A 15,358-nucleotide genomic window follows, 5' to 3' on the forward strand; every position below is an offset into this window, starting at 1 on the left:
GCGACATGACATTCAGAAAGAACAAATGACCATGCAAGAGACAAGCGCCCCTTCTTCTTCGCCGCTCGCGGCCCCTCGCGTGCTCGGCACGCCCGAATGCCTCTGGCCCGCCGCCGCCGAACTCGGCGAAGGCACGCTGTGGTCGGTGCGCGAACAGGCGCTGTACTGGATCGACATCCTGCAGCCGCGCCTCTTCCGCTACGACCCGGCCACCGGCGCGCAGCGCACCTGGCACTTCGACGAAGAGATCACCGCCATCGCCGAGCGCGCATCGGCGCCGGGCCTGTTCCTCACGCTGCGCCGCGGCTTCGCGCTGTTCGACACCACCGTGCCCGGCGACACCGCGAAGCCGCGCTACCTGCACCAGCCCGAACCCGAGCGCACCAACAACCGCTTCAACGACGGCAAGTGCGACAGCCGCGGCCGCTTCTGGGCCGGCAGCATGGACTTCGACTGCAAGGCGCCCACCGGCGCGCTCTACCGCTTCGACGCCGACGGCCAATGCACCCGGCACGACGACGGCTTCGAGGTGACCAACGGGCCGACATGGTCGGGCGACGGCCGCACCCTGTACTTCAACAACACGGCGATCAACCTGCTGTACGCCTACGACTTCGACATGGACGCCGGCAGCGTGTCGAACAAGCGCGTGTGGCACCGCTTCCCGAAGGGCGACGGCCTGCCCGATGGCATGACCACCGACGCGGCCGGCCGGTTGTGGATCGCGCATTGGGACGGGTCGTGCATCACCTGCCACGACCCGGTGAGCGCGGCCGAGCTGTGCCGCATTGCGCTGCCGGCAAGCAACGTGACCGACTGCGCCTTCGGCGGTGCAGATATGCAGACGCTCTACATCTCGACAGCGCGCAACAGCCGCACCGAAGAACAACTGAAGAGCGAGCCGCTGGCCGGTGGGCTCTTCTCGGTGCGCATCGACAGCCCGGGCGTGCCGGCTGCGTTGTTCGCAGGCTGAGCCGGCGCGCGCTTCAGCAAACGCTGAAGCGATGCTCGGTCGTGCTGGCGAACACCTCGCCGGGGCGCAGCACGGTCGACGGAAACTCCGGCCGATTCGGCGCATCGGGAAAGTGCTGCGTCTCCAGGCACAGGCCGTCGCCCTGTCGCAGGCTCGCGCCCGCGCTGCCGAGCAGGCTGCCGTCGAGGAAGTTGCCCGAATAGAACTGCACGCCGGGCTCGGTGGTGTGCACGTCCATCACGCGGCCGGAGGCTTCGTGGGCGAGGCGGGCGGCCAGTGCAAGGCCCATGCCGCTGCGATCGCCGTCGAGAACCCAGTTGTGGTCGTAGCCGTGCGCGCGCAGCAGCTGCTCGTGGCCTTCGCGGATGCGCTCGCCGATGCGCGTCGGCGTGCGGAAATCGAAGGGCGTGCCGGCCACCTCGCCGAGCCCGAGCGGAATGAGCGTGGCATCCACCGGGCAGTAGCGGCTCGCGGGCAGCGTCAGCACGTGGTCCATCACCGAGCCCGATCCCGCGAGGTTGAAATAGTCGTGGTGGCTCAGGTTGAGCACCGTGGGGCGGTCGGTGGTGGCGCGGTAGTCGATGCGCCAGGTATTGGCCGTGGCGCCCAGCGTGTAGCGCACCGTCAGCTGCACCTCGCCGGGGTAGCCCTCTTCGCCGTCGGCGCTGGTGTAGCGCAGTTCGAGGGCGAGTTCATGAGGCACCGGCACGATCTCCCAGTAGCGCTTGCCGAACCCCGTGGCCCCGCCGTGCAGCGTGTTCGGGCCGTCGTTCAGGCCCAGCTGATGAGCGCTGCCATCGAGCGTGAAGCGGCCCGCCGCGATGCGGTTGGCATAGCGGCCGACGATGGTGCCAAAGTGCGGATGCGGCTTCAGATAGTCATCGAGCGACGGCAAACCCAGCACGACGTTCGCGCTGCGCCCCTGCCGGTCGGGCACATGCAGCGCGGTGACGATGCCGCCGAGATTGATGGCACTCAGGCGCAGGCCGTGGCCGTTGTCGAGCGTGTATTCGGTGACGGGGCGGCCGTCGGGCATGAAGCCGAAGGGGCGCGAAGTGAGTGGCTGGGTCATCGGGCTTGAGATTGCAACGCCTCGCGCGCGCACTGCGATGCGGTGCGCAGGCCGATGCGGTCTTTCAGGTCATGGAAGGTCGGTGGCTCGGCCGCATGCGTCATCACTTCGACGCGGTGGCCCGCCTTGCCCACGGCATCGGCAAAGCGCTGCTGCAGCGCGAACGGGGTGTTGCGGTCGTCGGGGTTGCCGATGAGCACGATGCGCCGCTGCGGGTCGCGCGCAATGCCGGCCACATGGTCCAGCGGGTCGTAGACCTGCGTGCTGCCCGTGGTGTCGGTGCGGCCGTCCTTCGAGCGGCCGAGCCGCCGCGCGCGCTCCAGCAGGTCGAACGCGCCCGAGGTGAGCACCGCGCAGGCCACGCGCGTGCGCCCGAGCGTGAGCAGCGCGGCGCCGGCCGTGGCGCCGCCGCTGTGGCCGACGATCACCACGCGCTGCAGGCGGTGGCGCTGCATCAGCGCCTCCAGCGCCGCATCGAGGGCGTGGAACTCCACTGCCTGACGCCGCTTGCGGTGGTCGCCCGACGAGCCGTAGGTGCCGGGCCGCGCCATGAAGATCCACGGCACGCCGGCACGGTCGCTCGCGGCCTGCGCATCGAGCGTGCGCAGCGGTTCGGTGTTGCCCGGAATGCGCGCGGGCGACTGGTTCATCACGCTGTCGCGGTCGCCCGAAAACTGCACGATGGCGATGCGCGCGTCGTCGATGTCGCGGCTTGCGAAGTAGCGGATGCACGACGGCCCCTCGACCGCCTGCACCCAGAGGAAGCCGGGACGGTCGGGGCAGTGGGCGCGCACGGCGGGCTGGTTCCAGTGCAGCAGCGCGCCTTCGGGCGAGGCGGACGCCGCCGGCTCGCGCGGCGTCGAGGCCCTCGGCGCGTCCACGCGTTGCGCGCAGGCCGTCTGCACGAGCACCAGCAGCAGGCAGGCCAGGCGCGCGCAAGGCTTCATAGCTTTTGCAGCAGTTCGGGAATGAGGCCGAAGTCGGACGCCAGGCGGTCGCCCTTCACCAGCACCAGGTCGCCGTCGCGCAGGAAGTCGCCGAGGTAGCCGGTGAGCTGCGCGGCGTCTTCGAAGTGCGGGCCGAGCAGCTCGGCCGGCACCTCCTCGCGCAGCCAGCGCATCTCGGCGCCGTGCGTCACGAGGTGCGCGATGCCCGAGGCGAGCAGCGGCGCGGCCAGGCTGCGGTGCATGGCCTCAGCGTCCTTGTCGAGGTTGACGATGCGCCCGAGCACGCCGATCTTGCGCGTCACCGGCCCGTGCACGGCGCGCTCGCAGGTGCGCACGAAGTCCATCGCGTTGCGCATCGACATGACCTCGGCGCTCCAGCTGTCGTCGATGAGCGTGGCCTGCACGCCGCCCTGCGTGCGCAGCGGGCGCAGCTGCATCACCGAGGCCGGCAGCCGCACGAAAGGCATGCGCGCGCAGGCTGCGTCGGCGTCGAAGCCCAACGCCAGCAGCGCCGCAAAGGCCAGCGCCGAATTGCGCACGAGCCCCGCGCTCGCGATCGGGAACAGGTACTCGACCGTGCGCCCCGGCAGTGCGATGCGCACGCGGCAGCCGCCGTCGGGCTCGGGCCGGGTGTCGACGATGCGGATGTTGGCGTCGGGCCCGCTGCCCACGACCCAGATGGCGCCCGCCGTGCGCGCCGCCGCCTGCACCACCTGCAGCAGGCAGGGAATGTGGTCGGGCACGATGGCCACGCCGCCGGGCTCCAGCCCGAGGAAGAGGCGCGACTTGTAGTCGGCCGTCTGTTCCACCGTGGTCGCGCGGTAGGTCTGCGACAGGCCGAGTTCGGTGAGGATGGCCACGTGCGGCCGTGCCACCAGCGAGATTGGCCCGCGGTCCATCCACAGCCCGCTCTGCGCCATCTCGAGCACGCACACGTCGGCATCGGCCGGCAGGCTGGCCAGCGTGGCCGGCACGCCGACGCGCGAGTTGTGGTTGTCGACGGTGGTGTGCACGCGCGCCGCCTCGGGCAGCAGGTCGCGCAGCATGGCGATGGTCGACGACTTGCCGACCGTGCCGGTCACGCCCACCACGCGCCCCTTGAAGCGCGCACGCGCGGCCGCGCCCAGGTCGATCATGGCGCGGATCGGGTCGTCCACCTGCAGCAGCGGAAAGGCCGGATCGAGCCCGTCCACCGCGTGCGCGACCACGGCGCCCGCGAGCGCGCGCTGTAGCACGGGCAGGTCGTCGTGGCGGTCGGGGTTGTCGGCGCGCGGCTTGCTGTAGTTCTCGTGCCGGGCGAGCGTGCGGTAGTCCGACGCGATGAACAGCGCGGGCTTCGGCAGCAGTGCCATGTGCGTCGGCCCGCGCACCACGGCGTTCGCGACCCAACCCGGCGGCGGCGGCACGAGCCACTGCCCGCCGGTGACGCGCTGCAGCTCGTCGGCGGTCCACACGGGCGAGGCCTGCGGCGCGGCACCCGGGCGCAGCGCCGCGAGCACGGGCGCGCGGCGCTCAGGCAGCGGCGTCGGTGCCTTCAGGCGCAGGCCGCACCACACGGGCAAGCGGCGCGCGGACGGCAGGTCGGACAGCGCGCCGCGCACGCGCACTTCGATCTGCAGCACGTCGTCCTCGAGCAGGCCCAGGCGCGGCGCGCGCAGGCCGTAGCGGTCGCGGTAGATGCGCCCCGGCGTCCAGCGGCTGGTGGGCCACATCCAGTCGCAGGGGTCGTGGTCCATGGCCTCGCCCCAGGCCGGCATGGTGGTGCTGCGCATCGCCAGCGCGCGGAACTGCACGCGCAGGTCGGCGCTCACGGGCGCATCGGCGGTCCAGTACGACTCGACCCACAGCAGGCGTCGCCCGACGATCTGCGTCGGTGCGCAGCGGATGCCCACGAGGCGCAGCGGGCCGATCTGGATCGGGCGCATCTGCGCGTCGGCCGGCACCGCATCGACCGACCACTCGGGCCGGGGCGCGAGCACGGGGCCGACCAGCGCGGGCGGGCGCGAAGCCGACAGCGGCGCCAGCGGCGGGCGCCCGGCCGGCGCGGTGCGTTCGGGCGGCGACAGCTGCAATGCGCAGCGCCCGTCGGGCCGCGGCGTCATCTCGGTGCCGAGCGCGCGACAGAGTTCAGCGAAGCGCGCGCTCGCGGCCTGCGCCGCCTCGCCCTCGCGCTGCTGCGAGAAACCGAAGCCCACACCGACGGGCGTGAACACCACCTCTTCGACGCCATGCGGCCCGAGGCGCAGCGAGAACACGCCGGAGTCCCCGAGGTCACGGCGGATCGCGTCGAACAGCAGGTCGCCTGCGTCGTGCAGGATCGGCCGGCCCTGGTAGACCTCGATGCCTTGCAGCAGATGAGCCGAGGTGCCAAGCACCGCGTCGGCGCCGGCCTCGACGATGGCATGGCCGACGGCGATCTCCGCGCGCGAAGGCGCGGTCTCCTGGTTATTGCCCCAGTGCACGGCCACCAGCACCACGTCGGCCTCACGGCGCGCGGCGGCGATGCGCGGCGCGAGCGTGGCGCGCCAGGCGGCCGGGTCGCTGAGCGGCAGCCAAGCCGCGCCGGGAAGCTTCGCGGTCGCGGCAAAGCTCGGCTGCGTGGCGTCGAGCGAGAACAGCGCCACACGCAACCCACCGGCCTGGCGGAAGGCGGGGCTCAACGCCGAATCGAGGTCGGGCCCGGTGCCGGCGAAGGCGATGGCGGCGGCGTTGAGCAGCCCGTGCTGCTCCAGCAGCGCCTCGGGGCCGTAGTCGCCGCTGTGGTTGTTGGCCGTGGCGACCATGTCGATGCCGGCCTCGGTCAGCACCGACAGCATCTCGGGCCGTGCGCGGTAGTAGTACGGGCAGCCCTCGTTCTTCTCGACGCCCTGCGCGCCCGTGGTGGCGACCACGCATTCGAGATTCACGATGCGCAGGTCGGCCTCGCGCAGCGCGGGGATGTCGCCGAGCATGCGGGCCGGGCCGCCCAGCTCGTGCATGCGGTAGTGCAGGCGGCGGCCCAGGTTGACGTCGCCGCCCCACAGCACCACGCCCTCGAGGCCGCGCGGTGCGGCCGGCTCGGCCGCGGCTTGCGAGAGCTGCGCGCTCTGCTGCTGCGCCTCGCGCGCTTCGAGCAGCCGGTGGTAGGCCACGTAGCCCGACAGGTAGTGCTCCACGTCGTCGATGCGCACGCGGAAGCTGTGGTGCTTGATGAAGAACGAGCCCGCGATGCGGTCGGGGTTGCGGAAGAACATCGCCAGCTCGGGCCAGAAGTGGCCGTTGGCGAGGTAGCGCGCGCGGTGCTCCAGCGCACGGTCGAACTTGTGGCGGTCGAGCCCCGCAAGCAGCGGGCGCAGCGCCGGGTCGGCTTCGAGCCGCAGCACCATCTCGCGCGCGGCCATCATGAGTTCGAGCAGCGTGGGGAAGGTGGTGATGCGCTCCAGCACGAAGTCGAGGTGGCCCGCCATGTTCTGCAGGCCGAACTGGTAGTAGCGCGTCTCGGGCTTGAAGCGCGTGAGCTCGTTGACGCAGTAGCTCAGCCAGTGGTCGTGCGCGCGCCAGTGGCCCGCGGCAATGAAATGCTCGAAGGCCTTTTCAACCACCGCGAGCCAGCGCGCATCGCGCGTGAGGCCGTACAGCCGCATGAGCCCGAAGGCCGCCTCGCCGTCGTAATAAATGATGCGAAAGGGCTCCTTCACGTCGAGCCCCGGGTGGTTGAGCACGTGCACGAAGCGGCCGGTCTGCGCGTCCTGCATCGAGCGGATGCCCAGCGCGAGCTGCTCCAGCAGCGGCTGGTACTGCGTGTCGCCCGTGAGCTCGGTGTACTTCACGAAGGCCAGCAGGCACACGGCATTGCCGCCGAGCTTGATCTCGTTGCCGACGTCGACCAGGAACGCGGCCTGCGTGCCGTCGGGCAGCGCGGCGCGGCGGATCAGCCGCTGGCTCAGAAAGGCCAGCGCGCGGTCGATGGCGGCTTTCTGCGTGTCGTTGCGCGTGAGCTCCCAGCCTTCGAGCATCGCGTAGGTCGAGCTGGCGTGGCGCAGCGTGTTGTAGGTGGGAATCGCGCGGTCGAAGCACGGGAACCAGCCGTAGTGGAACTCGCCCGTGGGCTTGACCTGCTCGGCCAGGTAGTCGCTCGCCGAATCGACCAGCGCGCGCACCTGCGCCGCGTTCCAGTCGGTGAGCGTGCGAAAGCCTGCGGCCTGCCCTTCGGCCGTCAGCGGCCAAGCGCCGTCGGCATCGACGTACACGGCGCGCGTGGTGAAGCACCACACGGGCGCGGCGTCGTCGGTGGGAAAGTCGCGCTCCTCGCCGAAGCGCCGCTGGGTGTGCGTGCGCAGGTTGCCGTTGTTGGGCTCCGCGTGGTCGACCGTGCCGTTGTAGAGCACGGCGCTGCCGTGCATCTCCTGTGCGAGCAGCGCGGTGTCGAAATGCGCGTCGAGCGCGATGCCTTCGTTGAAGTAGTTGCGCTTGGTCTGCGCCAGCCGCGCCTTCAGTTCGCCCCAGGTCATCGGCGTGGTGCGATCGACGATCTCCGCGCGCAGCCGCTGCGCGGGCCGCTCGGCGCGCTTGGCCTTCACGGCCAGCGCCTCGGCGGCGGCCTGCCACGCGGCCTCGGTGTCGGGGCCGCGGCCCATGACGACGCGGGCGCGGCTCTCGCCCTCGCCGATGGCGAGGAACACCACGCAACCGGCTTCGTCGGTGGCGGGCGCGACCGGGGGCAGCGCCCCGTCCGGGGTGGCCAGGGCTTGCCTGGCGCGGTTCAACAGATCGGCGAGGGGGACGGGAGCTTCTTGGTGAGTCATGCGCCGCGAATGATGACAGGCCGCGGCGCGGCCTGCCACTGCGGAAATCCGGGGCGCGTCAGGTCCGGGTCGGGCGCGGGTCAGGCCCAGGCGTCGAACACCGCGCCGCGCACCGCATCGACCGCCGCCGAACGCTCGCCGCCGGCCGGCGCGAGCCAGCACAGCCACGTGTGTGAGCGCCAACCGTTCCAGACCGCGAGCTCGCCCTGGCGCTCACCCTGCTCGGCCTGGTCGAGCCGCATCAGGCCCGCGCCCATGCCGCTGGCGACCATGCTGCGGATGGCGCTCTCGCCGTCGGCGGTGACGCCCTGGCGGTAGTCGCGCCCGGCCGAGGCGAACAGCTTTTCGAGGTGCGCGCGCAGGATGCACGAGGGCGGCGTGCCGACCCAAGTCAGGTCGGTGAGCTGGTCGAGCGTGAGCTCGGGATGCGCCTGCGCCACCGACAGCGGCAGGCCCACGGCCAGGTCGACCACGCCCAGGCGCCGCAGCTCGAAGCCTTCGAGCCGCTCGGCGTCGCTGAGCACATAGGCGCAGTCGAGTTCGCCGCGCTGCACGGCCGCCAGGGTTTCGTACGACAGCCCCTGCTTGAGCTGCAGCGTGACCTGCGGATGCTGCTGCGCCAGCGTGACCAGCACGCTGCCCAGCCGCAGCGCCACCGGATCGACCACCGTGCCGAAGCGCACCACGCCCTGCGCCGCGCCGCGCAGCTGGTCGGCGGCCGACTGCATGCGCATCGCCGAGGCCAGCGTGCGCTCGGCCTCTTCGAGCAGGCGCTGGCCGGCCGCGGTGGGCGACATGCCGCGCGGCGTGCGCTCGAACAGGCGCACGCCGAGCTCGTCTTCGAGCGCCTTGAGTTGCGCGCTGGCGGCCGGCGCGCTGGTGAACACGCGCTCGGCGGCGCGGGTGAGGTTGCCCTCCTTCGCGATGGCAACGAAGGTCTTCAGTTGGTACAGCTCCATGACCGCGGATTGTGAGCGCGTGCGGTGCGGCGGTCCGTTCGCTTTTTCGGAAGCCCCTGTCCAAAGAAACGAATGGCCTTCGCGGGGCGGCGTCCCCATCCTTCAGGCCACGCACTCCGTGTTTTTCTGAAAGGTCTTCCCGTGTCCTCCCCTTCCTCACGCCTGCCGGGCTTTGCCGCCCTGCTCTTCGCCACCGCCAGCTGGGGCAGCCTGTTCCTCGTCGGCAAGGGCGTGCTGCACCACGTGGCGCCCGTGTGGCTCACGCTCATCCGCTACACCCTGTCGGCGCTGGTGTTCGCCGCGCTGCTGGGCCTGCGCGGCACCGGCGGCTGGCACAAGCTGCGGCGTCATGCGGTGCCGCTGGCGCTGCACGGCTTTGCGGGCTTCGGCGTGTTCAGCATCCTGCTGTTCATCGGACTCTCGCACTCGGAGCCTTCGCACGGCGCGGTGCTGATCGCGACCACGCCGATCACCACGCAGCTGCTGCGCTGGTGGCTCGACGGCGTGCGCCCGACGCGCACCACCTTGCTGACCGCTGCGCTGGCGCTGGCCGGCGTGGCAACGGTGGCCGGGCTGCTGTCGCCCGGCGGCGCGGCGCTGTCGCACGACACGTTGTACGGCGACGCCATCGCCTTCGTCGGCACGCTGGGCTGGGTGGTCTACACGCGCGGCGCGGCGCGCTTTCCCACGCTCGACACGGTGGAATACACCGCGCTCACGGTGCTGGCCTCGTGGCCGCTGCTGCTGGCCGTGGCGGTGGGCATGGCCGCGCTGGGCGCATCGCCCGCGCCCGACGCGCAAGGGCTGCGCCTGTCGTGGCAGGTGCTGCTGTACGCGGGGCTGGTGCCGTCGGCGGTCGCGGTGCTGGCCTTCAACCACGGCGTGCGCGCACTCGGCCCTGTCACGGGCACGGCCTTCCTGAACTTCGTGCCGGTGTCGACACTGTTGATGGGCGTGGCGCTGGGCAAGCCGCCCGCCACGCACGAGATCGTCGGCGTGGCGATGGTGGTGGCGGCGCTGCTGCTGCATGTGATGGCGACGAAGCGCGCGGCGACGCCGGTGGCTGCGGTTCACGGCCCGGTGCCCAGTCAGCGCACCTGCGGCGTCACGCCCTGAGTGACCACAGGCCACACGGCCGTCAGTCGCCGAGCGCGCGATAGAAGTAGGTGGTGCCGCACGGCGTGCCGTCGGGCAGCAGCGCGTAGCCGGGGATGGTGCCCACGCGCTGCCAACCGCAGCGGGTGTACAGCCGCTCGGCCTCGGGGCTGGAGGTGTCGAGCACGAGCAGGGTCTTGCCGTGGTCGCGCGCGCGTTGTTCGGCGCTTTGCATCAGCAGGGCGCCGAGGCCGAGCCGGCGTGCGCGGCGGTGCACCAGCATCTTCGCGACCTCGCCGCGGTGCGGCTGGTTCTCGGGCTGGGCCAGCACCAGCTGCACGGTGCCGACGATGCCTTCGTCGTCCTCGGCCACGAGCAGCTCGCGTTCTCCGCGCGCCACGCCGTCGGCCACGTGGCGCCAGAAGGCCCGCGCGCGCTCGGGCGTGAGCGGCTGCATGAAGCTCACGGAGGCACCGCCTTCGACGCAGTCGATGAGCACGTCAGCCAGCGCATTCAGCTCGGTCTCGCTGACGGTAGACAGGGCGCGCAGGCGCGGGGTGGTGGTGGCAGCAGTCATGGTCATTTCCTGTTCGATGCGTGAGAGGGTGCGCTGGTGATGACGACCGCGTAACGGGCCGTCTTGCGGGTGGGGTTGTGATAACTCGTCGGCTGGTCGAGCACGAGCGCAACGCAGTCGCCGGTTTCGAGCCGGTACTGCTGATCGCCCACCGCGAGTTCGATGCAGCCTTCGAGCACCCACACCTGCTGGTGGATGCGCGGCTCGCGCGCGCCGGTTTCGTAGGCCACGCGCGCGCCGGGCGGAAACAGCACCTCGACGATCTGGATCGGCGAAGCGTCGCCGCCGGCCGAGACGTTGCGGCGCAGGTAGCCCGAATGCGGATCGCGCCACTCGAGCTGGTCGGCGCGGCGCGACACCGGGCTGGCCGTGGGCGCGTCGGGCTCGAACAGCGAGGCCAGCGGCACGCCCAGGCCGGTCGCGAGTTTTTCGAGCAGCACCGCGGTCGGACTGCTCTCGCCGCGCTCGATCAGAGAGATCATCGAGCGGCTGACGCCGCAGTGCGTGGCCAAGGCGTCGAGCGAGAGATCGCGTGCGGCGCGCAGCGCACGCACGCGCTGGGCGATGCGGTCGTTGAGGCTGGGGGTCGAAGCTGATTCTTCTTTCATATTGGATGAAATATCCAATGAAATAGAAATTCAGTCAACCCTGGATGAAAGCGTGCCGTCGCGACCTTCGGAGACTTGTTCGTCGAAGTGAATGTTCTTTGGAGAAATATTCATGCCCATCGCTGAAATCATCCAACACATCACCACCACCGACGCACCATGAGCGCCAACGATCCCGCCCCCCTGCCCTCGCGTTTCGCCACCTTCGCCGATGGCCCCGCCGCGCCGTCCGCGCTGCGCACCCGCATCACCGCCGCCTGCCGGCCGCCCGAAGCAGAGGCGCTCCAGCCGCTGCTCGACCAGGCCCGGCTGCCCGCCGGCCCCGCCGACGAAGCCCACGCCCTCGCCCACCGTATTGCTCACCAGCTGCGCCAGCGCAAGAACGGCGGCGGTCGCTCCGGCCTCGTGCAGGGCCTGCTGCAGGAGTACGCGTTGTCGTCGCAGGAAGGCGTGGCGCTGATGTGCCTGGCCGAGGCGCTGCTGCGCATTCCCGATGCCGACACGCGCGACGCGCTCATCCGCGACAAGATCGCGCAGGGCCAGTGGCAGGCGCACGCGGGGCGCAGCCCGTCGGTGTTCGTCAACGCCGCCACGTGGGGCCTGCTGCTCACGGGCAAGCTGGTGGCCACGCACAGCGAGACGGGCCTGTCGGCCACGCTCACGCGGCTGATCGGCAAGGGCGGCGAGCCGCTGATCCGCAAGGGCGTCGACATGGCGATGCGCATGATGGGCGAGCAGTTCGTCACCGGCGAAACCATCGGCCAGGCGCTGGCGCATGCGCGCACGCTCGAGGCGCAGGGCTTTCGCTATTCGTACGACATGCTCGGCGAGGCCGCACTCACGGCCGACGATGCGCGCCGCTACCGCGCCGCCTACGAAGACGCGATCCACGCCATCGGCCGTGCGTCGAACGGGCGCGGCGTGTACGGCGGGCCGGGCATCTCGATCAAGCTGTCGGCGCTGCACCCGCGCTACAGCCGCGCGCAGTACACGCGCGTGATGGCCGAGCTGTACCCGGTGCTGCGCGACCTGGCGCTGCTGGCGCTGCACTACGACATCGGCCTGAACATCGATGCCGAAGAGGCCGACCGGCTTGAACTCTCGCTCGACCTGCTGGAGCGCCTGTGCTTCGAGCCCGCGCTGGCGGGCTGGCAGGGCATCGGCTTCGTGGTGCAGGGCTACCAGAAGCGCTGCCCCTTCGTGATCGACTGGGTGATCGACCTCGCGCGCCGCAGCGGCCACCGGCTCATGGTGCGGCTCGTGAAGGGCGCCTACTGGGACAGCGAGATCAAGCGCGCGCAGCTCGACGGACTCGCGGGCTACCCGGTCTACACGCGCAAGGCCTACACCGACGTGTCGTACCTGGCCTGCGCGCGCCGCCTGCTCGACGCGCCCGACGCCGTGTACCCGCAGTTCGCCACGCACAACGCCCACACGCTGGCCGCGATCTACACGATGGCCGACCCGTCGCGCTACACGCCGGACCAGTACGAATTTCAATGCCTGCACGGCATGGGCGAGCCGCTGTACGAGCAGGTGGTGGGCCCGCTCGGCCGGCCCTGCCGCATCTACGCGCCGGTGGGCACGCACGAGACGCTGCTGGCCTACCTGGTGCGGCGGCTGCTGGAGAACGGCGCGAACACCTCGTTCGTGAACCGCATCGCCGATGCATCGATTCCGCTCGACACGCTGGTGGAAGACCCGGTCGCGACCGTCGAGCGCATGGCTGCAGAGGAAGGCGCGATGGGCCTGCCGCACGCGGCGATTCCGCTGCCGGTTGCGCTCTACGGTGACCAGCGCGCGAACTCGCAAGGCCTCGACCTCGCGAGCGAAGACACGCTGCATGCGCTGGCCGCCACGCTGCAGGCCAGCGCGACCGAACCCTGGCGCGCCACGCCGATGCTTGCTGCGCCGCGTGCCGAAGACGAAGCCGCCCGCACGTGGGCCGACGTGCGCAACCCCGCCGACCGCCGCGACCTCGTCGGGCAGGTGCAGGACGCGGTGCCGGGCGACGTGGCCTCGGCCATTGCACAGGCCGAAGGCATCGCCACCGCATGGGCCGCCACGTCGCCGGCCGAGCGCGCCGCCGCCCTCGACCGCGCCGCCGCATCGCTCGAAGCGCAGCAGCCGCGCCTGCTCGGCCTGTTGATGCGCGAGGCCGGCAAGAGCAGCGCCAACGCCATCGCCGAAGTGCGCGAAGCGGTCGACTTCCTGCGCTACTACGCGGCGCAGGCGCGCACCGATTTCGCCAACGCCACGCACCGCCCGCTCGGACCGGTGGTGTGCATCAGCCCGTGGAACTTTCCGCTCGCGATCTTCACCGGCCAGGTGGCCGCCGCGCTCGCGGCCGGCAACCCGGTGCTGGCCAAGCCGGCCGAGCAGACGCCGCTGGTCGCCGCCGAAGCGGTGCGCGTGCTGTGGGAGGCCGGCGTGCCGCGCGCGGCGGTGCAGCTGCTGCCGGGCCGCGGCGAGACCGTCGGTGCCGCGCTGGTCGGCGACGCGCGCGTGCAGGGCGTGATGTTCACGGGCTCGACCGAGGTCGCGCGCCTGCTGCAGAAGACGCTGTCGACGCGCCTCGGTGCGCACGGCGCGCCGGTGCCGCTGATCGCCGAGACCGGCGGGCAGAACGCGATGATCGTCGACTCGTCCGCGCTCGTGGAGCAGGTGGTGGCCGACGTGATGGCCTCGGCCTTCGACAGCGCGGGCCAGCGCTGCTCGGCGCTGCGCGTGCTGTGCGTGCAGGAAGAAGCGGCCGACCGCCTCGTCGCGATGCTGCAGGGCGCGATGGCCGAGAACTGCATCGGCAATCCCGCGCGGCTCGCGGTGGACGTGGGCCCCGTCATCGACGACGAGGCGCGCGACGGCATCGAGCGCCACATCGCCGGCATGCGCGGGCGCGGCCGGCGTGTGTTCCGCCAGGGCCGCGAGTTCGGCCACGACATGCGCCACGGCACCTTCGTGCTGCCCACGCTGATCGAGCTCGACCACCTGGGCGAGCTGGAGCGCGAAGTGTTCGGCCCCGTGCTGCACCTGTTGCGCTACCGCCGCCGCGACCTCGGCGCGCTCATCGGCCAGATCAACGGCAGCGGCTACGGCCTCACGCTGGGCGTGCACACGCGCATCGACGAGACCATCGCGCAGGTGGTGACGCAGGCGCAGGCCGGCAATGTCTACGTGAACCGCAACATGGTCGGCGCGGTGGTGGGCGTGCAGCCTTTCGGCGGCGAAGGGTTGTCGGGCACCGGGCCGAAGGCCGGCGGGCCGCTGTACATGGCGCGCCTGCTGTCGGCGCGGCCCGACGACGTGCTCGCGCGCGCCGTGGCCGAAGACGAGCCCGCTGCACCGTCCAGCGGCCTCGCGGCACTCGAAGGCTGGGCGCGCGACACGGGCCGCGACGCACTCGCCGCGCAGTGCCGCCGCTTCGCCAGCCTTGCGCCCGTGGGCCGCGCGCGCACGCTGGCCGGCCCGACCGGCGAGCGCAACGTCTACACGCTGCAGCCGCGCGAGGCCGTGCTGTGCCTCGCCGATGCAGAGGCCGACCGGCTCGCGCAACTGGCGGCCGTGCTGTCGGTCGGCAGCACCGCCATCTGGCCGGCCGATGCGCCCGGCGCACATGCACTGCTGGCCGCGCTGCCCGACGAGGCGCGCCACGCGGTCGTGCTCGCCAACGACTGGCGCGCGCCCACCGTGGTGTTCGATGCCGTGCTGCACCACGGCGACGCCGACCACCTCGCAGTCGTGCTGCAGCAGGTGGCGGCGCGGCCGGGCCCCATCGTCGGCGTGCGCAGCTTCGCGCCCGGCGACGCCGGCATCCCGCTCGAAAGCCTGGTGCTGGAGCGCGCGCTGAGCGTCAACACCGCCGCGGCCGGCGGCAATGCGAGCCTGATGACGATCGGGTGAAGGGGCTTATTTGTCGAAGGCTGGGTCGATGGGGACCCGGTAGCCATTGACCAGCCGGTTGGTCTCGTTCGCCATGCCGACCACGGCCATCAGCTCGGCGAACATGGCCGGCGTCATGCCGGCCTTTTCCGCACCCGCGTGGTGGCTCGCGATGCAGTAGCCGCAGTTGTTGGTGACGCTCACCGCGAGGTAGATCATTTCCTTCATCACCGGGTCGAGCGCGCCCGGCGCCATCACCTCCTTGAGGCTGGCCCAGGTGCGCCTCAGCGTGACCGGATCGTTGGCCAGGTACTTCCAGAAGTTGTTGACGTCGGGCACGTGGCGCGACGCCTTGATGTCGTCGAACACCGCGCGGACCTCGTCGGAAGCGGCGGCGTGTTCGATGGGCTGGGGTTTCATGCGATCTCCTAAGGAAAGTGTGAATGCGGGTTGGAAAGCAACAT

General features: G+C 71.4%; 10 protein-coding genes. 3 read left to right on the forward strand and 7 right to left on the reverse strand.

Annotated elements, in window-relative coordinates:
• Positions 1-25: 25 nt before the first annotated feature.
• On the forward strand, positions 26-973 hold the full coding sequence (locus tag GFK26_RS01595; RefSeq protein ID WP_153280559.1) for an SMP-30/gluconolactonase/LRE family protein: 948 nt from the start codon (positions 26-28) through the stop codon (positions 971-973).
• A 13-nt stretch (positions 974-986) separates the two neighbouring features.
• Here GFK26_RS01595 and GFK26_RS01600 read toward each other — a convergent pair whose 3' ends face one another.
• The 4 genes from GFK26_RS01600 to GFK26_RS01615 all read right to left on the reverse strand — a co-directional run bounded on the left by GFK26_RS01600 (position 987) and on the right by GFK26_RS01615 (position 8,735).
• Positions 987-2,045, reverse strand: a complete 1,059-nt coding sequence (locus tag GFK26_RS01600; protein WP_153280560.1) for an aldose epimerase family protein — start codon at positions 2,043-2,045, stop codon at positions 987-989.
• Positions 2,042-2,992: an alpha/beta hydrolase family protein gene (locus GFK26_RS01605; protein ID WP_153280561.1), complete on the reverse strand. Its 951-nt coding sequence runs from the start codon at positions 2,990-2,992 to the stop codon at positions 2,042-2,044. The genes GFK26_RS01600 and GFK26_RS01605 overlap by 4 nt, the downstream gene beginning before the upstream one ends.
• Positions 2,989-7,776 (reverse strand): CapA family protein, encoded by a 4,788-nt coding sequence (locus tag GFK26_RS01610; RefSeq protein WP_153280562.1) that lies wholly within the window; start codon positions 7,774-7,776, stop codon positions 2,989-2,991. Before GFK26_RS01610 ends, GFK26_RS01605 begins: the two co-directional genes overlap by 4 nt.
• Before the next feature lie 80 nt (positions 7,777-7,856).
• Positions 7,857-8,735, reverse strand: coding sequence for a LysR family transcriptional regulator (locus GFK26_RS01615; protein ID WP_153280563.1), 879 nt, complete (start codon positions 8,733-8,735; stop codon positions 7,857-7,859).
• 141 nt (positions 8,736-8,876) lie between these two features.
• Between GFK26_RS01615 and GFK26_RS01620 the strand changes: the two genes are divergently transcribed.
• Positions 8,877-9,851: a DMT family transporter gene (locus GFK26_RS01620; protein WP_153280564.1), complete on the forward strand. Its 975-nt coding sequence runs from the start codon at positions 8,877-8,879 to the stop codon at positions 9,849-9,851.
• 22 nt (positions 9,852-9,873) lie between these two features.
• Here GFK26_RS01620 and GFK26_RS01625 read toward each other — a convergent pair whose 3' ends face one another.
• Positions 9,874-10,407, reverse strand: coding sequence for a GNAT family N-acetyltransferase (locus GFK26_RS01625; protein ID WP_228121868.1), 534 nt, complete (start codon positions 10,405-10,407; stop codon positions 9,874-9,876).
• 2 nt (positions 10,408-10,409) lie between these two features.
• On the reverse strand, positions 10,410-11,015 hold the full coding sequence (locus GFK26_RS01630; protein WP_153280566.1) for a helix-turn-helix domain-containing protein: 606 nt from the start codon (positions 11,013-11,015) through the stop codon (positions 10,410-10,412).
• A gap of 159 nt (positions 11,016-11,174) precedes the next feature.
• On the opposite strand from GFK26_RS01630, the gene putA reads away from it, so the two are divergent.
• Positions 11,175-14,915, forward strand: coding sequence for a trifunctional transcriptional regulator/proline dehydrogenase/L-glutamate gamma-semialdehyde dehydrogenase (putA, locus tag GFK26_RS01635; protein WP_153280567.1), 3,741 nt, complete (start codon positions 11,175-11,177; stop codon positions 14,913-14,915).
• Between the two features lie 6 nt (positions 14,916-14,921).
• Here putA and GFK26_RS01640 read toward each other — a convergent pair whose 3' ends face one another.
• Positions 14,922-15,314 carry a carboxymuconolactone decarboxylase family protein gene (locus GFK26_RS01640; protein WP_153280568.1) on the reverse strand — a complete coding sequence of 131 codons (393 nt, stop codon included), beginning with the start codon at positions 15,312-15,314 and terminating at the stop codon, positions 14,922-14,924.
• Positions 15,315-15,358 lie beyond the last annotated feature (44 nt).

The organism is Variovorax paradoxus, from assembly GCF_009498455.1.
Lineage (GTDB): Bacteria > Pseudomonadota > Gammaproteobacteria > Burkholderiales > Burkholderiaceae_C > Variovorax > Variovorax paradoxus_H.

Coding starts and splice junctions, on each gene's coding strand:
- GFK26_RS01595 (WP_153280559.1), top strand. CDS start 26: ATGACCATGCAAGAGACAAGCGCCCCTTCTTCTTCGCCGCTCGCGGCC.
- GFK26_RS01600 (WP_153280560.1), bottom strand. CDS start 2,045: ATGACCCAGCCACTCACTTCGCGCCCCTTCGGCTTCATGCCCGACGGC.
- GFK26_RS01605 (WP_153280561.1), bottom strand. CDS start 2,992: ATGAAGCCTTGCGCGCGCCTGGCCTGCCTGCTGCTGGTGCTCGTGCAG.
- GFK26_RS01610 (WP_153280562.1), bottom strand. CDS start 7,776: ATGACTCACCAAGAAGCTCCCGTCCCCCTCGCCGATCTGTTGAACCGC.
- GFK26_RS01615 (WP_153280563.1), bottom strand. CDS start 8,735: ATGGAGCTGTACCAACTGAAGACCTTCGTTGCCATCGCGAAGGAGGGC.
- GFK26_RS01625 (WP_228121868.1), bottom strand. CDS start 10,407: ATGACTGCTGCCACCACCACCCCGCGCCTGCGCGCCCTGTCTACCGTC.
- GFK26_RS01630 (WP_153280566.1), bottom strand. CDS start 11,015: ATGAAAGAAGAATCAGCTTCGACCCCCAGCCTCAACGACCGCATCGCC.
- putA (WP_153280567.1), top strand. CDS start 11,175: ATGAGCGCCAACGATCCCGCCCCCCTGCCCTCGCGTTTCGCCACCTTC.
- GFK26_RS01640 (WP_153280568.1), bottom strand. CDS start 15,314: ATGAAACCCCAGCCCATCGAACACGCCGCCGCTTCCGACGAGGTCCGC.